The sequence below is a fragment of the Actinophytocola glycyrrhizae genome (assembly GCF_042653545.1).
Taxonomy (GTDB): domain Bacteria; phylum Actinomycetota; class Actinomycetes; order Mycobacteriales; family Pseudonocardiaceae; genus Actinophytocola; species Actinophytocola glycyrrhizae.
Genome location: NZ_JBHSIS010000003.1, coordinates 151,582 through 173,386, shown reverse-complemented (window position 1 = coordinate 173,386; position 21,805 = coordinate 151,582). Strand labels below are relative to the sequence as shown.

The 21,805-nt window shown below is 70.5% G+C and carries 18 protein-coding genes; 7 read left to right on the top strand and 11 right to left on the bottom strand.

Annotated features, from left to right (window positions below):
• Positions 1-19: 19 nt before the first annotated feature.
• The gene (locus ACFPCV_RS06910) at positions 20-3,505 is read left to right on the top strand and encodes an AAA family ATPase (RefSeq protein ID WP_378055200.1); all 3,486 of its coding nucleotides are present in this window, start codon (positions 20-22) and stop codon (positions 3,503-3,505) included.
• Between the two features lie 3 nt (positions 3,506-3,508).
• Here the strand turns inward: ACFPCV_RS06910 and ACFPCV_RS06905 are convergent, their stop codons facing one another.
• From ACFPCV_RS06905 to ACFPCV_RS06895, 3 genes are read right to left on the bottom strand one after another with little or no spacing between them, the layout of a single operon-like run.
• Positions 3,509-3,949 carry a hypothetical protein gene (locus ACFPCV_RS06905; protein ID WP_378055199.1) on the bottom strand — a complete coding sequence of 147 codons (441 nt, stop codon included), beginning with the start codon at positions 3,947-3,949 and terminating at the stop codon, positions 3,509-3,511.
• An 8-nt stretch (positions 3,950-3,957) separates the two neighbouring features.
• The gene (locus ACFPCV_RS06900) at positions 3,958-5,325 is read right to left on the bottom strand and encodes an ATP-binding protein (protein ID WP_378055198.1); all 1,368 of its coding nucleotides are present in this window, start codon (positions 5,323-5,325) and stop codon (positions 3,958-3,960) included.
• Positions 5,322-5,993, bottom strand: a complete 672-nt coding sequence (locus ACFPCV_RS06895) for a response regulator (RefSeq protein WP_378055197.1) — start codon at positions 5,991-5,993, stop codon at positions 5,322-5,324. Before ACFPCV_RS06895 ends, ACFPCV_RS06900 begins: the two co-directional genes overlap by 4 nt.
• 112 nt (positions 5,994-6,105) lie before the next feature.
• On the opposite strand from ACFPCV_RS06895, the gene ACFPCV_RS06890 reads away from it, so the two are divergent.
• Positions 6,106-6,654, top strand: a complete 549-nt coding sequence (locus tag ACFPCV_RS06890) for a M15 family metallopeptidase domain-containing protein (protein WP_378055196.1) — start codon at positions 6,106-6,108, stop codon at positions 6,652-6,654.
• Here the strand turns inward: ACFPCV_RS06890 and ACFPCV_RS06885 are convergent.
• The 5 genes from ACFPCV_RS06885 to ACFPCV_RS06865 all read right to left on the bottom strand — a co-directional run bounded on the left by ACFPCV_RS06885 (position 6,608) and on the right by ACFPCV_RS06865 (position 10,978).
• Positions 6,608-7,249 (bottom strand): nucleoside/nucleotide kinase family protein, encoded by a 642-nt coding sequence (locus tag ACFPCV_RS06885; protein ID WP_378055195.1) that lies wholly within the window; start codon positions 7,247-7,249, stop codon positions 6,608-6,610. The two genes, ACFPCV_RS06890 and ACFPCV_RS06885, sit on opposite strands and share 47 nt — an antisense overlap.
• Positions 7,216-8,085 carry a PfkB family carbohydrate kinase gene (locus tag ACFPCV_RS06880; RefSeq protein WP_378055194.1) on the bottom strand — a complete coding sequence of 290 codons (870 nt, stop codon included), beginning with the start codon at positions 8,083-8,085 and terminating at the stop codon, positions 7,216-7,218. Before ACFPCV_RS06880 ends, ACFPCV_RS06885 begins: the two co-directional genes overlap by 34 nt.
• Before the next feature lie 130 nt (positions 8,086-8,215).
• Complete coding sequence (locus ACFPCV_RS06875) at positions 8,216-9,022, bottom strand: ATP-binding cassette domain-containing protein (protein ID WP_378055193.1); 807 nt, start codon at positions 9,020-9,022, stop codon at positions 8,216-8,218.
• Positions 9,019-9,987, bottom strand: coding sequence for an ABC transporter permease (locus ACFPCV_RS06870; RefSeq protein WP_378055192.1), 969 nt, complete (start codon positions 9,985-9,987; stop codon positions 9,019-9,021). The genes ACFPCV_RS06875 and ACFPCV_RS06870 overlap by 4 nt, the downstream gene beginning before the upstream one ends.
• 4 nt (positions 9,988-9,991) lie before the next feature.
• Positions 9,992-10,978, bottom strand: a complete 987-nt coding sequence (locus ACFPCV_RS06865; RefSeq protein ID WP_378055191.1) for a substrate-binding domain-containing protein — start codon at positions 10,976-10,978, stop codon at positions 9,992-9,994.
• 115 nt (positions 10,979-11,093) lie between these two features.
• Here ACFPCV_RS06865 and ACFPCV_RS06860 point away from each other — a divergent pair, with 115 nt between their 5' ends.
• Together ACFPCV_RS06860 and ACFPCV_RS06855 are read left to right on the top strand one after the other, a co-directional pair.
• On the top strand, positions 11,094-12,134 hold the full coding sequence (locus ACFPCV_RS06860) for a LacI family DNA-binding transcriptional regulator (RefSeq protein ID WP_378055720.1): 1,041 nt from the start codon (positions 11,094-11,096) through the stop codon (positions 12,132-12,134).
• A 361-nt stretch (positions 12,135-12,495) separates the two neighbouring features.
• The gene (locus tag ACFPCV_RS06855; RefSeq protein ID WP_378055190.1) at positions 12,496-13,644 is read left to right on the top strand and encodes a polysaccharide lyase family 7 protein; all 1,149 of its coding nucleotides are present in this window, start codon (positions 12,496-12,498) and stop codon (positions 13,642-13,644) included.
• Here the strand turns inward: ACFPCV_RS06855 and ACFPCV_RS06850 are convergent.
• Positions 13,641-15,092 (bottom strand): DNA-3-methyladenine glycosylase 2 family protein, encoded by a 1,452-nt coding sequence (locus ACFPCV_RS06850; protein ID WP_378055719.1) that lies wholly within the window; start codon positions 15,090-15,092, stop codon positions 13,641-13,643. The genes ACFPCV_RS06855 and ACFPCV_RS06850 overlap by 4 nt on opposite strands.
• A 96-nt stretch (positions 15,093-15,188) precedes the next feature.
• Positions 15,189-18,407, bottom strand: a complete 3,219-nt coding sequence (locus ACFPCV_RS06845) for a S8 family serine peptidase (RefSeq protein ID WP_378055189.1) — start codon at positions 18,405-18,407, stop codon at positions 15,189-15,191.
• A gap of 210 nt (positions 18,408-18,617) precedes the next feature.
• On the opposite strand from ACFPCV_RS06845, the gene ychF reads away from it, so the two are divergent.
• The 3 genes from ychF to ACFPCV_RS06830 all read left to right on the top strand — a co-directional run bounded on the left by ychF (position 18,618) and on the right by ACFPCV_RS06830 (position 21,530).
• Positions 18,618-19,700 (top strand): redox-regulated ATPase YchF, encoded by a 1,083-nt coding sequence (gene ychF, locus ACFPCV_RS06840; RefSeq protein ID WP_378055188.1) that lies wholly within the window; start codon positions 18,618-18,620, stop codon positions 19,698-19,700.
• Between the two features lie 9 nt (positions 19,701-19,709).
• On the top strand, positions 19,710-20,798 hold the full coding sequence (locus ACFPCV_RS06835) for a hypothetical protein (protein WP_378055187.1): 1,089 nt from the start codon (positions 19,710-19,712) through the stop codon (positions 20,796-20,798).
• A gap of 168 nt (positions 20,799-20,966) precedes the next feature.
• Positions 20,967-21,530, top strand: coding sequence for a hypothetical protein (locus ACFPCV_RS06830; protein ID WP_378055186.1), 564 nt, complete (start codon positions 20,967-20,969; stop codon positions 21,528-21,530).
• Between the two features lie 49 nt (positions 21,531-21,579).
• Here ACFPCV_RS06830 and ACFPCV_RS06825 read toward each other — a convergent pair whose 3' ends face one another.
• Positions 21,580-21,795 (bottom strand): hypothetical protein, encoded by a 216-nt coding sequence (locus ACFPCV_RS06825; RefSeq protein WP_378055185.1) that lies wholly within the window; start codon positions 21,793-21,795, stop codon positions 21,580-21,582.
• Positions 21,796-21,805: the final 10 nt, after the last annotated feature.

Genomic DNA, 21,805 nt, shown 5'->3' with positions numbered 1-21,805 from the left:
CCGACGTGAGCGGAGAGCGGTGAGGCTGCATCGGCTGGAGGTGACCGCTTTCGGGCCGTATGCCGGTCGTGAGGTGGTGGACTTCGACCGGCTCGGTGCGGACGGGCTGTTCCTCCTGCACGGCGACACGGGCGCAGGCAAGACGACGTTGCTGGACGCGGTGGCGTTCGCCCTGTTCGGCGCCGTGCCCGGCGTGCGCGACCAGGCGAAGCGGTTGCGGTGCGACTACGCGGAACCGGACGTGGTCACCGAGGTGCGGCTCGAGCTGACCGTGCGCGGGCACCGGCTGCGGCTGGTGCGGAGCCCCGAGTACCTGCGTGCCAAGAAACGAGGTGATGGCACCACAAAACAACAGGCGAAGGCGTCGCTGACGTGGGTCGGTGCCGCGCCGAGCGGGCACGCGCCGGACGGGCTGACCCGCATCGACGAGGTCGGCCGGACGATCGAGCGGTTGCTCGGGATGAGCAAGGACCAGTTCTTCCAGGTGGTTCTGCTGCCGCAGGGCGAGTTCGCACGGTTCCTGTGCGCGGACACGGCCGAGCGGGAGAAGCTGCTGGAGAAGCTGTTCGGCACGCAGCATTTCGCGTTGGTCGAGCAGTGGTTCCGGGAGCGGCGGGCCGAGCAGCATCGCACGCTGGACGCGGGACGGCTGCAGTGTGTGCGGCTGGTCGCGCGGCTGGCGCAGGTGGTCGGTACCGAACCACCCGACGACGACGCGGCGGACGAGGCGTGGCTCTCGTCGCTGATCGCCGCGGCGGAGGCGGACGCGGAGGAAGCCGTTGCGCGGGAGTTGGCGGCGGCGGTCGAGCGGGACCGGGCCGAGGCAGAGCTGCTGGCGCGACGGGAGCTGGCCGAGCGGGTCCGCCGCAAGGCGGCCGCGGAGGCGGAGCTGGCCGCATTGTCGGCGGAGGCCGAGGCGCGGACGGCCTGGACTTCGGAGCTGGCTGCCGCCCGGCGGGCGGCACCGGTGGTGGCGGCTCATCGCGAGTTGGAGCGGGTCACAACGCTGGCCCGCGCGGCGGAGGACAAGGTGGCCGCGCTGGCCGGCGACGTGCCCTCGGTCGACGAGCTGCGTGGTCTGTTCGCCGGTTACGGAGCCGACGACCAGGCCACGACACCGGGACAGCTCAGGACGGAGTCGTCCAGCACCGGCGATGCGACCGCCGGCCGCTCAGGCAGCGGCTTCGGCGGCTCCGGCTCCGGTTCCGGCGGCGAGCGCACCTTGGGCTCATCGGTCGGCGCCCACGTCTCGCGAACCTCGGTCGGCGGGCACGCTTGCAACTCGATCGACTCCCGCGGTCCCGGAGGCGCGCACGACGTGGGCACCGCGCACGCCTCAGGCGACAGGCGCGACTCGGACGCTGGGCGCGACACGGACAGCTCGGCCACATCGAACAGCTCAACCGCATCGGACGACTCGGGCGGCGAACAAGATCCGGGCAGCTCAACCGCAGCGGGCGACTCGCACCGCCCTGGCGCCTTGGACGGCTCCGGCGGCTCCGGCGGTTCGGGCGGTTCGGGTGGCTTGGGCGGCTCCGGGGACGTGAGCAGCCTGGGCGAGGGCTTTGTCGACCGTCGTTTTGGTGTCGCGGGCGGTGTTGGTGGCTCGACGGCGGACCGGGTTCGGCGTTGGGCTGGTTCGCTGCGGGAGGTGGCCGGGGCGCTGGCCGGGCTTGTCGACGAGGCTCGGCAGCAGGTGGCCGACCAGAAGCGGGTCGACGAGCTTCAGGGGCTCGAGGACCGTGCGGCTGATGTCGTTGCCTCGTGCGCGGCGCGGCTCAGCTCCGTGCCGGAGGAGCTTGCTGCTGCTCGGGAGGCGCTTGCCGAGGCTGCGCGCGCGGTGGCAGAACTGCCTGCGCTCGTGATCGCTCGGGAAGAGCTCACCGCGCTCGTCCGGGACGCTCGGCAGGTGCCGGTGGCTCGGCGGGTCGTTGCCGAGCGGACGGCTGCTGCCCAGGCCGCCGTCGACGCTCACCTCGCTGCTCGGGAGTCCACTCTGAACATCCGGGAGCGGCGGTTGGTGGGGATGGCTGCCGAGCTGGCCGGGGAGCTCACCGATGGGGAGCACTGCCCCGTCTGCGGTTCGGTCGACCACCCGTCGCCTGCGGTTGGGGTGGCCAGTTCGGTCACCGCCGCGGATGAGCGGGCCGCTGTTCGGCGGGAGCAGGAGGCCGACGCGGTCCGGCAGGAGGCTGCTCGGCGGTTGGCGGCTGCCGGGCAGGGGCTGGCCACGTTGCTCGACCGGCTTCGCGGGCGGGAGAGCGACGAGCTCGACGACGCTCTCCGGGCCGCCGTCGAGGCGCACGAGCACGCTGTCCGGGTCGCCGGTGAGCATCGTGAGCTGCGGGAGCGGGTGCGTGGGCTCGAGCGGGAGTCCGACGAGGTACTCACGAGATTGCGGGACGCGGAGAAGGAGACGATCGGGTACTCGCGGGAGCGGGCCGCCCTGCTCGAGCGGATGGGTGAGCGGGCCGATCGGTTGGCCTCCGCGCGGGGCGGGCATCGGGACGTCGATGCCCGGCGCGCCTACCTGCTCGAGGTGGCTGGGCGGCTGGAGGCACTCGCCTCGTCCGAGGTCGAGCTGGGAGTGGCGCGGGATCGGGTCGACGAGCAGCGGGCCGTGGTCGGGGAAGCGCTTGCCACCGCTGGGTTCGCCGACCTCTCCGCCGCGCTTGCCGCGGGCCAGGCGGACAGCGGGGGTCTCGAGCGGCGGCTGGCGGACGCGGCCGCCCGGGAAGCCGGTGTGCGGCGGGTGCTGGACGATCCTGAGCTCGCTTCGGTGGACACCACGGTGCGGGTCGAGGTCGGGCCTGCTGCCGACGCCTACTCCGTTGCCCGCGTGGAGATGGAGACGGCCGTCGCCGCGGCTCGGGTGGCTCGGCAGCGGGTTCTGGACGTCGGTGAGCTGGCTTCTCGGCTGCGGGCTGCCTGGGCCGAGTTGCGGCCTGTGCTTGCGGAGTTCACCGAGTTGTCGGAGTTGACCGACGTGGTGAACGGGCGGGGGCAGAACGCCAGGAAGATGTCGCTCCGCGCGTACGTGCTCGCGGCTCGGTTGGAGGAGGTCGCCGTCGCCGCCACTGCTCGGTTGCAGAAGATTAGTGACGGGCGGTTCTCGTTCGTGCACACCGATGTCGCCGGGCCTCGCGGGACGAGGGGTGGGCTTGGGCTGGACGTGCTCGACTCCTATTCGGGGAACGTCCGGTCGGCCAAGACCCTGTCCGGCGGCGAGTCCTTCCTCGCCTCGCTCGCGCTCGCGCTCGGGTTGGCCGACGTGGTGGCGTCGGAGACCGGTGGGGCCTTGCTGGACACCTTGTTCGTCGACGAGGGGTTCGGGATGTTGGATGCCGCCACCCTGGACGAGGTCATGGACACGCTCGACGAACTCCGTGCCGGCGGGCGGGTGGTCGGCTTGGTGTCGCATGTGGAGGAACTGCGGCACCGGATTCCGACACGGTTGAAGGTGCACAAGGCGCGGACCGGGTCGCGGATCGAGTTGATCGCGTGAGTGTCAAGCCGTGAACGGGCAGCGCTGCGGGGGCAGCGTCACCGTCGGATCGGTCAGGATCACCTCTGTCATGGGGATCCGGGCCGGCGGAACCGCTGTGCAGACCAGCTGGGACTGTCCCAGCGGTGACAGGTCTTTCAGCCCGGACGAGATGCGCACCGTGATGCCGGTCGTGGACATGACCGCGGTGATCGGGGCCGCGGACGACGGGATCTCCGTCGTCAGGCCTTCCGCCCGTTCGTCGCGTGTCGGGCCCGCTGCCAGCAGTTCCAGCGCGTTGGCCCTGGGTTGAGGGCGTACCACCCTTGTCAGGGTCGTGCCTTCCAACAGGTACAGAACCGTTCCCACGGTGATCTCCTCGGTGGGAGCCGGGCCGCCTTCGATCGGCACCGTCGGGCGGACGCCGCACGCGGTGAGCGCGAGCAACAGCACCAGCAGCAGCAACCGTTTCATCAGGCACCTCCTCTCGGCAGGGTCAGCGTGAAGACCGCGCCGGTCGCGTTGCTCGCGGTGAGGGTGCCGCCGTGCAGGTGGGCGTTCTCCCGCGCTATCGCCAGGCCCAGACCGCTGCCTGGCGAGCGGGTCCGTGCCGTGTCCGCCTTGTAGAAGCGGTTGAACACGTGCGGCAGCACCGTCGGCGGGAGGCCGGGGCCCTCGTCGGAGACCTGGATGATCAGCCGGCGCTCGTCCGCGGTCAGGGCCACGCGGACCGGGGCGGCGCCGTGGGTCAGGGCGTTGCTGACCAGGTTCGCGATGATGACGTCCAGCCTCCTCGCGTCCAGGTGCGCCGTGATTCCTGGCGGGAGCGTCGTTTCCACGCGGTCCAGCCAGCCTCGTGAGCTGAGCGTGGCGGTGATCGCCGCGGCCACGTCCACCTCGTCGGTGAGGAGGGGCGCGCGGCCCGAGTCGAACCTCGTGATCTCGACCAGGTCGGTCACCAGCCTGGTCAGGTTCTTCGTCTCCTGGCTCACCAGCCGCGCCGCCTCCGCCGTGTCCGGCGGCAGCGACGCGGCCTCCTCGTCCAGCACGTCCGTCACCGCCGTCATCGCGGCGAGGGGGGTGCGCAGCTCATGGGAGACGTCCGCGACGAAGCGGCGGGCTTCCGACTCCATCCGCCGCAGCTCGCCGACGTGGTGCTGCAGCGCCTGAGCGGTGTCGTTGAACGTCGTCGAGACGCCTGCCAGCTCGTCGGTGCCGCGGACCGGCACCCGGGCCGACAGGTCGCCCGCGCCGAGCCTTGCCGCCGCCCTGCGGAGCTCGCGGACCGGTCCCAGCACGCCCTCGGCAGCCGTCAGGGCCAGTAGCACCGCCACCACCAGCGCGCAGCCGCCGATCAACCAGGCCCGGGCGGCCAGGCCGTCGATGCTCCTCTCCTCGGGGTTCAGGCTTCGGTACGAATACACCGCCAGGCCCGTGCCGCCGACCCTCGTGCCGGTGATCAGCCCGGTAAACCCGCCGGAATCGATGCGCTGCCACGCCACCCGGCCGCGGTCGACCGCCGCCCGCAACTCGGCCGGGACTCCCTCCCGCGGCAGGCCACCGAACCACCGGCCCCCGTAGGTCGCGGCGGCTGTGTCCGTCCGGTTCGACAGGACATCGGCCAGTGTCACCAGCTGGTAGTCGGTCGGCGGCAGGGTGTGCAGCGGAAGTTGCGCCCGCAGACCGCTCAGCAGCGACTCGACTGCCGCATCCTGCGATCGTTGGAGGATCTCGTTGCGTGCCTGCACGTACATGGCACCGGCCACGCCGGCCGCCGTCAGCACCACCAGCACCACGGCCGCGGCGAACAGCCGCGCCCGCAGCCCCCACCAGAGGGTCACAGCGGGCCGAACCGGTACCCGAAGCCACGCACGGTCTGCACGTACCTGGGGCTCGCCGGGTCGTCCTCGATCTTGGCGCGCAGGCGCTGCACACACGCGTCGACCAGCCGCGAGTCGCCGAGGTAGCCGTGGTCCCACACCGACTCGAGGAGTTGCTGCCTGCTCAGCACGCGGCCCGGCGACGAGGACAGCTCCAGCAGCAGCCGCAGCTCGGTCGGTGTCAGGCTCACCGGTTCGCCGGACTTCGTGACCACCAGCGCGGTCCGGTCGACGATGAGGTCGCCGTAGTGGTCGATCTGCGTGGCAGGACCGGCGCTGGCGCGGCGCAGCACCGCCCGGATCCGTGCTTCGAGGACCCTCGGCTGCACCGGCTTCACCACGTAGTCGTCCGCGCCCGCCTCCAGGCCCGCCACCACGTCCATGTCGTCGCTGCGGGCGGTCAGCATGATCACCGGCAGCGCACCGGTGGCCCGGATGCGCCTGCACACCTCGAAACCGTCCATACCGGGCAGCATCAGGTCCAGTACGACGACGTCCGCCGAGGGCAGCAGCGGCAGGCCCGACTCGCCGGTCGCCGCGACCCGCACGGTGTGGCCCTGCCTGGTCAGCGCGAGCGTCAGGCCGTCGCGCACCGCCTCGTCGTCCTCGATCAACAACACCCGGGGCATGGCCACCACGATCGCAGCGCGCGGCTCCGCGCGCCTCTCCGGGAGCGAACTGTTACACGTTCATCGAATTTCTGTCGAGGCATGCCGACGTGCCGTCGCCACCGTGGGGGTCATGCGACGAGATGCCCTTTACGCCTGGCTCACCCTGCTGCTCGCCCGTCTGCTGCTGCCCGTCGCCGTCCTCCGGCACGGGCGGTGCGGGCGGCACGTCGCCGCGCAGTGGGCGCTCGGGCTCCGCTTCCCGAGCGAGGACCTGCGCGGCCTCGTCCCGGCGGCGCACGCCGCGTTCACCGCCGCCCGCACCGAGGCGCTGTGGCGGGACCGGCAGCTCATCGGGCTGACCTCCGGGTACCGGGACCCGTCCGTGCAATGGCGGATGTTCCTGACCGAGATCGCGCACACCGGGTCCGAGGAGCTGGCGCGGCAGCGGGTGCTGCCGCCGGAGGAGTCCCCGCACGTCGTCGGCATCGCCATGGACGTGCGCCCGACCGAGGGTGCGCGGTGGCTGGAGGCGCACGGGTGGCGGTTCGGGCTGTACCGCCGCTACGACAACGAGTGGTGGCACTTCGAGTACTGGCCGGGTGGGCCGCCGCCCCGGTTGCCGCACCCCGGTTTCAGCCGACGACCGCACCCAGCACAAGGTCAGCGGCGTGCCGTGTAGCGTTGATCAGCACGGCGTTGCGTTCGTCGGAACCCAGCGTGCGTTCGCGGGCCTCGTCGAGAGCGCGGCCGAACGCCCGGTGCCGCGCGATCAGCCGGTCGCGGCGCAGCGTCTCGTCCGGCGCCAGGAACCACGTCTCGGTCAGCAGCGTCCGCACCTGGTCCCACGGCGCCTCGTCGACCAGCAGGTAATTGCCCTCGGTGACGACGTAGCGGTGTTCGGGGCGGACCGGCACCGCGCCCGCGATCGGCTCCTCGATCTCCCTGCGGAACTCCGGCGCGTAGACGGTCGCGCCGTCCTGGTCGCGGACCCGGCGGAGCAGGTGCACGTAACCGGCCGCGTCGAACGTGTCCGGTGCGCCCTTGCGCTCCGCGCGGCCCAGCCGTTCCAGCTCGACCTGCGCCAGGTGGTAACCGTCCATGCCGATCAGCGCGGCCTCCGCGCCCAGCGCCGCCACGAGCCGCTCGGCCAGCGTCGACTTCCCAGCACCCGGCGCGCCGCAGATGCCGATCATCGGGCGGCCCGGCAGCCCGCGCACGCGGGCCACGAGGTCGGCGAACCTCACGACGTCAGGCCCAGCATCGGTTCCACCCATGCCCTCGCTCCCTCGTACCGGATCCGCACCGCTGCCGCGCGGTTCGCGTACTCCACCAGCGCGGGCACGTCCGCCACCGCAGGCACCCGGCCAAGCCGGGCCACCGCCAGCGCGAACGCGCCGTGCCACACATCGCCCGCACCGACGGTGTCGCGGGCGTCGACCGGCGGGACCGGCACCTCGCCGGTCGTCCCACCCGCCTGCCACGTCACCGGCCCCGGGCCGTTCGTCCTGATCACCACCGGGTTGTCCAGCGGCACCCGTGACTCGAACGCCGCCGAGCACGCGCACACGTCCACAAAGGCCAGCAGCTCGGTGAGCACCGGTTTCCAGCTGCCCGCGTCCAGCACCACCGGGATGTCGCGGGACCGGGCAGTGCGGGCGGCGGCGAGCGCCAGCTCGGGGTGGTGGCCGTCGAGCAGCAGGACGTCGGCGCCCGACAGGTCGGTGACCGGTGGCGCGGACACGCCTGCCGCGTTGTGCGACACCACGGTCCGCTCACCGTCGCGGGCCCGCACCGACACCGCGCTCACCGCGGGCGGCGCGGTCCGGTCCGGCAGCACGTCCGCCAGCTCGACCCCGCACGCCGCCAGGTCCTCGGCGGCGAGGCGGGCCAGCGGATGCGCGCCGAGCACAGTGGACAGCCGCGCCCGGCCGCCGAGGGCGGCGACGGCCACCGCCGCGTTCGCCGCCGGGCCGCCGGCGGCGAACTCCACGGACTCGGACTGCACCTTCTGCCCCGGTGCTGGCAGCTCGGACACGCGTTGGACCAGGTCGACCGTGCACAGACCGACCGCCACGACCAGGCTCGCGGCACCCCCTTGCCGTGACGTCACCGGTTCGCTCCTGGCCGCCAGGGGGCGGCCTCCGGCCCCCGGTCACCGTTCTCCCAGGCGGCACCGACATTTCCTGCCGTGTGGAGCGCAGGCTGTGGACAACCCGGGGCGCTGACGACTGAACGCACGCTCACGAGCGGCCCAACCCGGTCTTCAGGCCGACCTCCTCGATCGTCCCGTCGTCGCCCATGCGCAGCGCGCCGGTCAGCAGCCCGACGACCGCGTTCATGGAGTGCGTCTTCGGCGACACCACCGCGACCCGCTTGCCCAGCCGGTGCACGTGGACGCGGTCGGCGATCTCGAACACGTGCGGCATGTTGTGGCTGATCAGCACGACCGGCAGCCCGCGGTCCCGGATTCGGTCGATCAGCTCCAGTACCTTGCCGGACTCCTGCACCCCGAGCGCCGCGGTCGGCTCGTCCATGATCACCACGCGGGACCCGAACGCCGCCGCGCGGGCCACCGCGACCGCCTGCCGCTGCCCGCCGGACAGCGTCTCCACCAGCTGCGTCATGGACTTCACGTCGACGCCCAGCTCGTCGAGCACCCGCCGCGCGTCACGCCGCATGCCCTTCGCGTCCAGCCGCCGGAAGACCGTCCCGAGTGGACCGCGCCGCCGTCGTTCCCTGCCGAGGAACAGGTTCGTGGCGATGTCGAGCGCCGGTGCGAGCGCGAGGTCCTGGTATACGGTCTCGATGCCGTACCGGCGGGCGTCGAGCGGGCCGTGGAACCGCACCGGCCTGCCCTCGACGAGGATCTGCCCGGAGTCCGGGATCACCGCGCCGGACAACGCCTTGATGAGCGTCGACTTGCCCGCCCCGTTGTCGCCGACGACCGCGAGCACCTCACCCGCCGACAGTTCGAAGTCGGCGCCGTCCATGGCCGTCACGCGGCCGTACCGCTTGACCAGGCCGTGTGCTTCCAGCACGGGCGTCATCGCTGCCTCCCCCGCGAGAACCGGTCGACGGCGACGGCCGCGATCACCAGCGCACCGGTCGCCACGTCCTGGTACAGGTTGTCGATCCCCGCCTGTGTCAGTCCGGATCGCAGTACGGCCACGATCAGCGCGCCGACCAACGTGCCGAGCACGCTGCCTCTGCCGCCGAACAGGCTGGTGCCGCCGATGACGACCGCGGTGATCGACTCGAGGTTGCCGAGCTGGAACGCGTTCGGGTCGGCGTTCGGCACCCGGCCGAGCGCCTGCCACGCCGCGATCCCGTAGCAGAGCCCGGCGACCACGTACACCGACAGGACCGTGCGGTTGACGTGGATGCCGGACAGTCGCGCGGCCTCCGGGTCGTTGCCGACCGCGTAGACGTGCTTGCCCCACGCGGTTTTCGTCAGCGCGTACCAGAGGCCGACGAACATGGCGAGCATGACCGCCATGCCGTAGGTGACCTCGATGTGCCCGAACAGGTACTGCCTGGTGCCGAGCCACCCGAGGGTGGCGTCGGTGACGGGGAAGCTCTGGCCCTGCGCGTACAGGCGGCTGGCCGCGGTCACGATCGTCAGCAGGCCGAGCGTCACGATGAACGGCGGCAGCCGCAGTCCCGTGACGAGCCCGCCGGTGACCGCACCGATCAGTGCGGCCGCGACGATGCCGACGACCAGTGCGACCGGCGCGTCGGTGCCGTTGACCACGAGCTTGGCGATCAGCAGCGTCGACAGCACCGCGACCGCCGCGTTGGCGAGGTCGATGCCCGCGGTGAGTATGACGAGTGTCTGGCCGAGCGCGAGCGTGCCGATCACCAGCGACTGCTGGACGACCAGCGACAGGTTGTCGGCGTCGAGGAAGGTGTCGGTGGTCAGCCCGAACACGGCCACGGCGGCCACGAGCGCGATCACCGGGCCGATCGCCGGGGTGCGGAGGATCAGCTCGCCGGGGGAAACGCGGGTCGTCATCTCCTCAGCCCCAGCAGTTCTCGAGACCCCACGCGGTGTCCTTACTGTCGATGCCCTCGATGGGCTTGTCGGTGATCACGGCGGTCTCGGTCTCCACGAACCCGGTCGGCTTCTTGCCGGACTCGGCGAACTCGACCGCGAACCGCACGCCCTGCTCCGCCATCTTCTTCGGGAACTGCATGACGGTGACGGCGATCTCGCCGTTCCTGACGGCGTTGACGCCATCACACGAGCCGTCGATCGAACCGATGATCACCTTTTCCGCCATGCCTTTCGCCTTCAACGCGCTGTACGCACCGCGTGCGGCGGGCTCGTTCAGCGTGTAGACGGAGTTGACGGTCGTCGCGCGCTGCAGCAGGTTCTCGGTGGCCTGCTGCGCCTTGTTCTGCTCGCCGTTGGTGGCCTCGGTGCCGAGGTTCTCCGGCTGCGCCGCCTCGACGAACCCGGCGTGGCGCTGCTCGGACACGGTCGAGCCGGGCGTGCCGTCGAGCAGGATGCTGCGCGCGGGCCGGCCGCCGAGCGCGGCCTTCACGTACTGGCCCTGCAGACGGCCCGCGTTCGTGTTGTCCGTGGCGATCGTGGCGTCGACCGCGTCCTGCGGGTCGGTCTCGGTGTCGAGCGCGATCACCAGCACGCCGCGGTCGCGGGCCTTCTTGATGGCGCCGAGGATGCCGGTGGAGTTGTTGGGGGTCACCAGGATCGTCTTCGCGCCCTGCTGGACCAGGTTCTCGATGGCGGCGACCTGGCCGTCGTTGTCACCGTCGAACTTGCCTGCGAGCGCGACCAGTTCGGCGCCGTGCTTGCCGGCCTCCGCCTTCGCCGCGTCCCGCAGCGCGACGAAGTACGGGTTGCTGTCGGTCTTGGTGACCAGGCCGATCTTCGTCGCGCCGTCCCCGGTGGGCTCCTCGGAACCGGACTTGGTACTGGTGCAACCGACCGCGAGCGCGGCGACGGTGAGTGCGGCGAGGAGAGCAGGACCTCGGCGTCCCATGGCTACCTCCGTGGCAGGGCTGGTTTGCGGGGAAGTTATTGCGGTCAGTACGGTGACGCAACCGTTTGCGCAAACGCTTGCGCCTTGCTCGATCAAGGAGCTCTCCGTGGTCACGATGAAGGAAGTCGCCGAACTCGCCGGCGTCTCGATCACCACCGTGTCGCACGTGGTCAACTCCACCAGGTCCGTCGCACCCGAGACGAAGGCGCGGGTCCTGGCCGCCGTCGAGCAGACCGGGTACACCGGAGACGCTATCGCGCGCTCTCTCGTCACCGGCGGCACCCGCACCCTCGGCGTGGCGATTTCCCTGGTCGCCAACCCGTACTTCGCCGAACTACTGCGGTCCATCGAGCACGAGATCACCCGATCCGGTTACACGCTGGTGCTCGCGGACACGCATGACGAGCCCGCCGCCGAACAGTCGGCGGTGCGGACGTTGCGGTCGCGGCGGGTCGACGGGCTGATCCTGACGCCGTCGCCGCGCGCGTCCGGGACGGTGCTGCCGGAACTGCGGTCGCTGGGGATCCCGATCGTGCTCGTCGACCGGTTGACGACCGCGCAGGACGTCGACCAGGTGGGGCCGGAGAACATCTACGCAACGTCCGGACTGGTGCAGCACCTCGCGTCGGTGGGGCACCGGCGGATCGCGATGATCAGCGGGACCGAGGGGCTGGCCACCACCACCGAACGGGTACTGGGGTACCGGCTCGGACTGGGGCGGGCGAAGCTCACGTGGGACGAATCGCTGGTGACCTCCGGTGCGTCTGCCGCCGATCCCGCCGCCGAGGCACTGGGGCAGTTGCTTTCGTTGCCGTCGCCGCCGACGGCCGTGGTCGCCGCCGACAACATGATGCTGTCCGGGGTGTTGCACGAGTGCCGACGGCGCGGGGTGCGGGTGGGGCGGGACCTCGCGGTGGTCGGGTATGACGAGGTCGAGTGGGCCGACCTTGTCGATCCGCCGGTGACCACCGTCGCGCAGCCCATCGCCGAGATGGGGCGGACGGCGGTGCGGATGCTGCTGGACCGGATCGCCGATCCTTCGCGGAAACCGCGGACGGCTCGACTGGCCACGACGTTCATGCACCGCAACTCGTGTGGGTGCGGCCTGGAGGGGCGGCCTCCGGCCCCCGGGGTCCAGTCTCCCATGGAGGGGTGACAGTTCCGGCAGGTTGTCCACAGCCGACCTGGTTGTCCACAGCTGCGCTCTTGTCCCTTGTTTTGTCGGTGAGGACTGGTAGACTGGCATGGCGGGACGCCCCCGGGTTCGGGTGGGGGTTGCGTTCCGGCCGGTTCGCGGGTTTTCGCAGGCCGGTGTGGCTTTGGCGGGTTGCCGAGGTGTGCTCCGGTGACTCAGGTCGGCTCGACGTGCGCGGGGTTGGCGCAGGTTGTCGGGTGATGGTGCGCGGTGCCGTGGTTTCGCTTCTTGCTTGTTGGCAGGATTCGGTCACGTGCCCGGGAGACTCGCGTGGGTTCCGTAGCTTCGGTTGGAGGTAGCCGGGCTACGGAAGGTGTGGGGTATGCGGCGAGTTCGGGTGGTGGCTGCGGTGTTGGTGCCCGCCACGGCTGTCGTGCTCATGGGCAGCGGCGTGGCGCAGGCGGAACCCGTTGCCATCCAAGGGGTGGTGGCCAGCGGGGACGACGGCAACGTTCCCGCCAACACCCTTGACGGGGATCTCGGGACGCGGTGGTCCGACGAAGGGGACGGGGTCTGGATCCGGTACGACCTCGGCACCGCCGTCACGGTCGGGTCGTTGTCGATCGCCTGGCACAACGGGGATCAGCGGCGCACCACGTTCGAGGTGCAGACCTCCGGCGACGGGACGGCCTGGGCGAACGCCGTCAGCCGCCGGGACAGCGGTGGTGCCAGTCGGCAGCCCGAGAGTTACGACTTCGTCGATCGGGCCGCTCGGTACGTGCGGGTTGTCGGACATGGCAACACGGTCAACGACTGGACCAGCATCACCGAGGTCGACATCTTCGGGGCGGACTCGGGGACTGCCTGCCGGTACCCCGCCGACGTGCTCGACCTGACCGGCTGGAAGGTCACGTTGCCCACCGGTGGGGACGAGGATCCCGACGAGATCACCCAGCCCGCGCTTGACTCCTTTGCCGCCGATCCCTGGTTCGTGGCCACCGATTCCTGCGACGGGGTGCGGTTTCGGTCGGCGGTGAACGGGGTCACCACCGGCGGTTCCAGCTATCCCCGGTCAGAGCTGCGGGAGATGACGGCCGACGGCTCTGACGAGGCGGGCTGGTCCGCCACCTCCGGCACGCACACCATGACCATCCGCGAGGCCATCACCGCGGTGCCCGCCGAGAAGCCGCACGTGGTCGCCGGGCAGATCCACGACGGCAGCGACGACGTCACCGTGTTCCGGCTCCAGGGCGACAACCTCTACATCACCGAGGACGACAACACCGACCACAAGCTCGTCGACGACAACTACGTGCTCGGCACCACGTTCGAGGCGAAGTTCGTGATCACCGGCGGCAAGATCAAGGCGTACTACAACGGCGTGCTGCAGACCACGATCAGTGCCGACTTCAGCGACGGCTACTTCAAGGCCGGGGCCTACACGCAGGCCAACTGCGGAAACTCCGATCCCTGCAGCGACAGCAACTACGGCGAGGTCGTCATTCACGACATCACCGTCACCCACTCCTAACTTGCCGACCACAGGTGCATGCCCGCGTAGCTGCGCCACGGGCGCCAGGCGGCGGCATGCGCCTCCAGCGCTTCCGGCGTCGACGGCAGCCCCACGTTCGCCGCGCCCTTGCGCAGCGCCACATCGCCGGTCAGCAGCACGTCCGGGGCGCCGAGCACACGCATCAGCACGTAACCCGCCGTCCACGGGCCGATGCCGGAGAACTCCTGCAGCGCCCTGGAAAGCTCCTCCGGGTCCGCGCCGACGTGCACGTCCAGCTCGCCGGACGCCAGTGCCGCGTTCACCGTCAGGATGGTGTCGATGCGGCGGCGGGGACCACGCAGCACCTCCGCGGCCCGTTCTGCGATCGCCGCCGGGGCCGGGAACAGCACCGTCAGCTCACCGTCCGGTGTGGACAGTGGGTCGCCGAGTGCCGCGGTCAGCGTGGTCAGTGCGGTGCGGGCCGCCGACACCGTGATCTGCTGGCCGACCATCGCTCTCGTCACGATCTCCGCGCCGTCCACCGCGCCGGGGAGGCGCAGGCCGGGGTTCTTGCGTACCAACGCTTCCAGCGCCGGGTCCTCGCCGAGCACCTCGCCGACCGCGCCCGGGTCGGCGTCGAGATCCAGCAGGCGGCGCAGCCGGGACACGGCACTGCCCAGGTCCCGCATGTCCGTCAGCGACAGGGTGCAGTCGACGTGCCCGTGTGCCGGGCTGAGCCACGCCGTGCCGGTGCCGTGGGGCAGGCGCATCGTGCGGCCGTACGCGCCGTCCACTATGGACTCGACGCCGGGGATGGCGCGGGCGGCGAGGAAGGTCAGCAGGCCGTCGTGGTCGAACGGTTCCCGGTACGGGAGGCGGAGCGTGATCTTGCCGGGAGCGGTCGGGGTGGCCCGGCGTTTCGCCGCGGCGCGCAGGCCGGTCGGGGTGGTCGCGAAGACGGTGCGGATCGTGTCGTTGAACTGGCGGACGCTCGCGAAACCCGCCGCGAACGCGATGTCGGCCTGTGACAGCGTCGTCGTCTCGATCAGCAGGCGCGCCGAATGGGCGCGGTGTGCCCGGGCCAGCGCCAGTGGGCCCGCGCCCAGCTCCGCCGTCAGGACCCTGGTCAGGTGGCGTTCCGAGTAGCCGAGCCTGCCCGCCAGTCCGGGGACGCCCTCGCGTTCCACCACGCCGTCGGTGATCAGGCGCATCGCGCGGCCTGCCAGGTCGGCGCGCAGGTTCCACTCCGGTGAGCCGGGGACCGAGTCCGGCAGGCAGCGGCGGCACGCGCGGAACCCGGCCTGCTGCGCGGCCGCCGCGGTCGAGAAGAACACGACGTTGCTGCGTTTGGGCATGATGGCCGGGCACGACGGGCGGCAGTAGATGCCCGTCGTCCGCACGGCCAGGATGAACTGGCCGTCGAAGCGGGTGTCCCGCGACGCCGATGCCCGGTACCCCTGGTCCTCGTCAATCAGCACGTCACCCATGCTGCCAGCGGCGACGCGATCGGGCTCGCGGTATTCGGACATGACAACGGCCGGCCCCTCCTGGGAGGGACCGGCCGTCGAAGGTAGTGACGGGTACTACTGGGTGACCGCCTGCACGATCACCTCACCGGTGCCGACCAGCGCGTTCTCGCTGGTGCGGACCTCGACGCTGCCGAGCAGGACACGGTCGGGCGCCGGGACGGCCTTCGGCGTCACCGTGCCGCTCACGGTCCACTCCGCGCCCGCCGGGCGCTCCGCGTCCGCGTCGGTGATGGCGAGCGTGCCGAACGCCGCGCCGCTGAACACGTCCAGGTAGTCGTACTCCGTGGTGCCCGCTGGCACCGCGTAGCCCTGGATCAGCGCGATCCACACGCCCGCGGCGGGGGCGTTGATCGTGACCGCCTCCTCCGAGTCGCCGTCCGCGCTCTGCCCGGCGAGGACACAGCTGCCGCTGGTGCAGTTGTAGACGGCCAGGTCGAGGTCGGCACTCAGGTCACTCGGCCTGCCGATCCTGACCCGCAGCTGCTCGGCGCCTGCCGTCACCGGGATCTGGACCTGCGTGGACGCCTCGTGCCCGATCGTCGGGCGCGCGACCTTCCCGCTGCCCAGGTTCGTGCCGACGGCCCGGCCGCTGAACGGGCCGAACGCGTTCTTCAGCGTGTACTGCCGCTCCACCGGCTGGTTCAGCTGCGCCGTGGCGATCGTGTCCGGGTTCGGGGTCACGGTCGCGCCGAGCACCGAGATGGCCAGCGTGTACGGCGCCTGCACGGCGTCGGAGGTGCGGCGGCCCTCGACCACGATCTCCCACACGCCCGGTGTCGGGTTGGTCGCCGTGCGGCTCGTCGGGCTCTGCCCGCCGTTGCAGGCGTTGCCCGGCGGGACCGGCGGGTTGTAGCAGTTCGTGGTCTGGGTGCTGTTCTCGAACGCGACACCGTACGGGTGGTACCGCAGGAACCGGACCTGGCCGGCGCCCGGCGTGGTGCCGCCGCCCTGCAGGTCGACCTTCAGCGCCGGGGTGTTGGCCGGGACGCGCACGAAGTAGCTCGTGGACTCGTTGCGGCCGATCTCGCCACCGTGCTTGACCTGGTAACCGTTGGCCGCGGTGAAGTCCTCGGCCGCGATCACGACGTTCATCGTCTGGTACTCGATGCCCGTGGTCATCGGGCTGTCCAGGTTCAGGACCGCCGAGTGGATGCCGGCCCCGCGCGGTGCCACGGTCACCCGGAACTTGACCGCCGAGTTGAGCGGCAGGGTGATCGTGGGCGCTGAGGAGAACGTGCCGTCGTTGCCGACCCACCTGACCCGGTAGGTCAGCGGGCTCGCCTTGCCCGACGTGCGCTTGAACGTGTACTCGCGGACGAACCGGTCACCGGCCTTGACGCCCTCGCGGTCGTGGATGCCGAGGCCGACCCCGGGTGTGTCCAGGAAGTCCGACAGCGACGTGTTGATCGCGACCGACGAGGAGATCTCGGTGGTCGAGATGTCCGCCTTCAGCAGACCCCACGCCTTCTTCACGTCGATGAGGCCGTTGCCCTGCTCGTAGGCCTGGTAGTTCTTCAGGAACCTGGCCGAGGACTTCATCGCCGTCCGGATCTGCTCCGGGCGGTGCGAGACGCCCTTCTGCACGGCCGCGCTGACCAGCAGCGCGGCGGCGCCTGCGGCCTGCGGGGACGCCATCGACGTGCCCTGCAGCATGCCGTAGCCGGGGGGCAGCGCGTAGGTGCCCGCGACCGGGGCGCCGTTCTGCCACGTCGGCACCGTGGAGATCGCCGAACCCGGCGCCACGATGTCCGGCTTGAAGCCACCGGCCTCGGTCGGGCCGCGGCTGGAGAACGGGTGCAGGTTGTCCTCGTCGACCGTGTCCGAGCCGTAGTTGCGCTGCCACGACGCCTTCGAGATGTACGAGCCGACGCTCATCACCTTGCTCGCCAGCGACGGGCGGCTCACGGTGTTCGAGGCCGGGCCGTCGTTGCCGGCGGAGATGAAGATCTGCACGCCGTACTCGTCGATCAGGCGGTTGTAGAGGATCTCGGTGTCGGACTCGCCGTCGTTGATCGGGTCGAGGCCGCCGACCGACATGTTCAGCACGTCGACGCCGTTGCGGGCGGCGTAGTGCATGCCCTCTTCCATCGCGTGGCGGGTGCAGCCCGCCACGAACAGGCAGACCCGCACCGACACGAGCTTCGCGCCGGGGGCCGCGCCGTTCATGGTGCCGCCGAAGAGCTTGTTGGCGGCCACGATGCCCGCGACGTGCGAGCCGTGCGCCCCGGACACGATGCCGATGTTCACCGACTGGTTCGCGGCGTCGGTCTGCACGACGAACGGCATCGACTCACGGACCGGCGTCGCCGGGTCGTCCGTGCCGAACTCGTCGGAGTCCTGCTTGACCTTGTAGTCGGTCATGGCCTTCTCGTCGGAGAAGGACTTGTTCTGGTTCGTGTCGACCCACACCGTGTTGGTCGCGGTGTCCCACAGGACGCCGAACGTGCGGATGCTGCCCGCCGGGTTGCCGTCGCGGTTGACGTCGTTGCCGACCTCGCCGCCAAGCCGCGTGTCCCGCTCGTTGAACACGCCGTACCGGTACGTGGACGGCTGCCCCGGGGCGGGGTTGCTCATGTCGATCCACGTCGGGTCGTTGTCGTTGTTGACGCCGTTGGTGAAGCCGGGGTCGGTCGCCGTGATCCAGTCGACGATCTTGCGCTCACCGGTGCTCGTGGTCGCGAGCGACGGGTGACCGAGGTCGACGCCGGAGTCGATGATGCCGACGGTCACGCCGCGGCCGTCGAACTTCGGGTTCTTCTCGATGAACTGGGCGGCGCCGGTCTCGCCGGTCGGCATGTACGGGTTGACCGCGGGGGTGTTCGCGCCGGGCGCGGGCTGCGGGTCCGGGTCGTCGATGCCCAGCGGCCGCGGCTCACCGAGGTCGTACTCGCGGTCGAGGTCCACCGCGACGACCGCCGACAGCTTCGCGAACTTCGCGACGTCCTTGGTCGGCACCTCCGCGCGCACGTAGCCCAGCTCGTCGGCGCGGTACTTGATCTTCGCGCCCGCCGCCTTCAGCTGGTCGACGCTCTTCGACTCCTGGCCCGCCTTCGCCAGCACGAGGATCTCGACGGTCTCCTCGCCCGCGCTGAGCGCCTCGGCGATGAGTTCCTGGTCCTGCTTCCCGAGGAGGTCGGCTCCCGCACCGGGTGCCTGCGGCACCGCCGGTGGGGCGGCGGTGGCGGTCGACGGCAGGGCGGTCAGCGAGAGGCCGACGACCGCCGCCGTGAACGCCGCGCCGAGCCCACGCCGGCGCGATTCACGATGGGTCATCCGAAGTCCTTCTTCTGTGATGGGGGCAATGCCTGATCGAGTCCACAGGTGCTCACGGAGTGTTGTTGAGCTGATCCGAACTGACTAGCGTCCAAACGGGGTAATCCTTCTTGCAGGGCAACATTCCTCTGCAATGTCGCTGTGCGTGGCACTTTCGCTACCGACCGGTCTCTTCAATTCACCGAAACGGGACGCCGTAGAGTTGGCCCAGTGAGTTTGACCCTCGGGATCGTCGGGCTGCCCAACGTCGGCAAGTCCACCCTCTTCAACGCCCTGACCAGCAACAACGTGCTCGCGGCCAACTATCCGTTCGCGACCATCGAGCCCAACGTCGGTGTCGTGCCGCTGCCGGAACCGCGGCTGGACGTGCTGGCCAAGATGTTCGACAGCGCCCGCGTGGTGCCCGCCACAGTGTCCTTCGTGGACATCGCGGGTCTCGTGCGTGGCGCGTCGGAGGGACAGGGGCGCGGCAACCAGTTCCTGGCGAACATCCGCGAAGCGGACGCCATCTGCCAGGTCATCCGCGTGTTCGACGACCCGAACGTGGTCCACGTGGACGGCAAGGTGGACCCGTCCTCCGACATCGAAACGATCAACACGGAGCTCATTCTCGCTGATCTCCAGACGGTGGAGAAAGCATTACCCCGTCTTGAGAAGGAAGCCCGCACCCGCAAGGAGGCGCGGCCCGCGCTGGAAGCCGCCACGACGGCCCAGTCCATCCTCGACAGCGGGCGGACACTGTTCGCCGCACAGTCCGAAGTGGATGGTTCGCTGCTGCGCGAACTGTCGCTGATGACCACGAAGCCGTTCCTGTACGTGTTCAACGCGGACGAGCCGGTGCTGTCGTCCGCGGCACGACGGGAGGAGCTGGCCTCGACGGTGGCGCCGGCCGCCGCGGTGTTCCTGGACGCCAAGGTCGAGGCGGAGCTGCTGGAACTGGACGACGAGGAGTCGGTGCGGGAGCTGCTCGAGTCCATCGGGCAGGAGGAGCCGGGGCTGCACTCACTCGCGCGGGCCGGGTTCTCGACGCTGGGGCTGCAGACCTACCTCACCGCCGGGCCGAAGGAGGCGCGTGCGTGGACCATCCACAAGGGATGGACCGCACCGCAGGCCGCGGGCGTCATCCACACGGACTTCGAACGCGGCTTCATCAAGGCCGAGATCGTCTCCTACGACGACCTGGTCGAGGCCGGTTCGATGGCGGCGGCCAAGGCGGCGGGCAAGGTCCGCATCGAAGGCAAGGACTACGTCATGTCCGACGGCGACGTGGTGGAGTTCCGCTTCAACGTCTGACGCTGTTCGGTGTTCGGTATTGACCGAACACCGAACACCCTGCACCATTCCATCATGGGGCGACAGGATCGAGACGCCGTCGAAGCGCTCATCGCCGGGGCGCATTCGTTGGGAATCGAAGCTCGACTGGTCGCAGGAGCCAATCCGAACGTTGACGCCATCGTCGTCCTGCCGAGCGGCGAAACCGTAGCTGTCGAGATACAGTCGGCTTCGCTGGTAACGGCCGACAGCGTTCCAGGCCAGCTCCGACGATGGTCGAAAACCGCCGGCAACGACGTGGTGCCCCTGGTCGTCGCGAACCGCATCACAGCGGACGGGCGGGTCCGGCTCAACCGGGCCGGATGGAGTTGGCTGGACCTGCGCGGCCATCTGCGGATAGTCGGTCCAGGGCTACTTGTCGACGCGGACGTGCCCGCCCTGTCGAAACCGCGTCCTGCCGCGCACGCGTTGAGCGGACGGGTTGGTATCGGACTCGCGGCGCTGCTGCTGCTCGACCCGACGACACGGATCGGAGTCCGCGCAGCCGCGACGATGTTGGCACGGGCGCCCAGTTCGATCTCCGGCGCCTTCGCGGCCCTGCGCGCGGCGGACCTCGTCCACGCGAACCACCTGCCTGCCGTGCCGGAGCTGTTCTGGGAACTCGCCGAGCACTGGAAACCGGCGAGCGAAGACGTTGCGAGCATCCCCGAACCGGGCAACGGCCGCGACAACTCGGTACTCCGCCTGGGACTCGACGACGTCGAGTCGACAGTGGGCTGGGCACTGACCGACACCGTCGCGGCGGTGGCCTACGGTGCACCCGTCTCGATGCGTGCGGACCATCCGCCCGACTTCTACGTCCCCGACCAGGGCGTGCTGCGCCGCGCCGTTCACCTCCTGGGCCCCGCCGCGACACCCACCGCACGCGCCTGCCGCATCCGCGTGGCCCCGGTGCCGCTGGTGTGCGCGCGGCGAATCGACGGCGCGGCATGGGCGAATGAGGCGTGGCCGCTGGCGAACCCGCTGTTCGTCGCACTCGACCTCGCCCAGGATCCGGGACGCGGCCGGGAGATCCTGGACCACTGGGAGCCCGGAAAGCCGTGGACCCGTGTCTGGTGAGACACCGGGAGTCGTGCTCGCAGGGAACTCGATGACCCGGCTCGTGAGCGCGATTCCTGTCATCGCGGAACAGACAGGGCGTGCGGTCGTGCTGGTGGGTGGCCTCGCGGTCATGTGCCGGCTGTCGACGCCATACCGGGTGACGACCGACCTCGACACCGTCGAGCCGTGCAGGAACACTCGCAGCTCGAACTGCTCGTGGCGGCCGGTGCCACACCGAGCGGGCCTTTCGGCGCGTTGGTTCACACGCCATGTGGCGACGTGCAGGTGGATGTCCTGGAGGTCACCGACGCCGAGATCGCCGACCTTCCCGACGATCCGACCGATCGCCTGCACGTCCAGTCCCATGCCTGGGCGGCATTCACGGCATCCGGTTTGGTGCTCAGCGTTGATGGCCTCGATCCGCTGACGGTGAGGGTGTCCGAACCTGGCCCGCTCATCGCGATGAAACTGCAGTCGATCATGAACCGCGGGGCGGCGAAGGAGGGTACTGACCTTCTCGACATCATTCGGCTCACGCTCGACCGGGCCTGCGGACCGGTGTCACGGGACCAGTTGGAAGCAGCGGACCCTCAGCTGCGGGCCGACGCGCTACTCCACGCCCGGCGATGGTTCGACCTGTCAGCGGGTCGTTCGCTGAACAAGATTCGAGCCGTTCCCGAAGGCAGCGAGATTGAACTCGACGACGTGCGACTGGTCGGCGAGCTACTCGTCGCAGCACTCGAAAGCTGATGTCCCACGGCAAGGTCCGGCCAGCGAGATGTCCGCGGCGCTGTGCCGGTCAACCGGCCACTCGGGTGCCGTTCGCCCTCATCGCGACGATGGCGGCGGCCCGGACCGCCTCGTGGAGCTGCCACACCGACTGGGCCGGGAGGTAGAAGCCCTCGCCAGGGGGTGGGACCACCGCCACGCGGCCGTCGGACACCGTGACCACGAGTGTCCGCTCGCGGTCGAGGGCGTCGACCACCGGCACTTCCCACGTCTCCTGCGCACCCATGGCGCGACCT

Coding starts and splice junctions, on each gene's coding strand:
- ACFPCV_RS06895 (WP_378055197.1), bottom strand. CDS start 5,993: ATGCCCCGGGTGTTGTTGATCGAGGACGACGAGGCGGTGCGCGACGGC.
- ACFPCV_RS06890 (WP_378055196.1), top strand. CDS start 6,106: ATGCGACGAGATGCCCTTTACGCCTGGCTCACCCTGCTGCTCGCCCGT.
- ACFPCV_RS06885 (WP_378055195.1), bottom strand. CDS start 7,249: ATGGGTGGAACCGATGCTGGGCCTGACGTCGTGAGGTTCGCCGACCTC.
- ACFPCV_RS06875 (WP_378055193.1), bottom strand. CDS start 9,022: ATGACGCCCGTGCTGGAAGCACACGGCCTGGTCAAGCGGTACGGCCGC.
- ACFPCV_RS06870 (WP_378055192.1), bottom strand. CDS start 9,987: ATGACGACCCGCGTTTCCCCCGGCGAGCTGATCCTCCGCACCCCGGCG.
- ACFPCV_RS06865 (WP_378055191.1), bottom strand. CDS start 10,978: ATGGGACGCCGAGGTCCTGCTCTCCTCGCCGCACTCACCGTCGCCGCG.
- ACFPCV_RS06860 (WP_378055720.1), top strand. CDS start 11,094: ATGAAGGAAGTCGCCGAACTCGCCGGCGTCTCGATCACCACCGTGTCG.
- ACFPCV_RS06855 (WP_378055190.1), top strand. CDS start 12,496: ATGCGGCGAGTTCGGGTGGTGGCTGCGGTGTTGGTGCCCGCCACGGCT.
- ACFPCV_RS06850 (WP_378055719.1), bottom strand. CDS start 15,092: ATGGGTGACGTGCTGATTGACGAGGACCAGGGGTACCGGGCATCGGCG.
- ACFPCV_RS06845 (WP_378055189.1), bottom strand. CDS start 18,407: ATGACCCATCGTGAATCGCGCCGGCGTGGGCTCGGCGCGGCGTTCACG.
- ACFPCV_RS06825 (WP_378055185.1), bottom strand. CDS start 21,795: ATGGGTGCGCAGGAGACGTGGGAAGTGCCGGTGGTCGACGCCCTCGAC.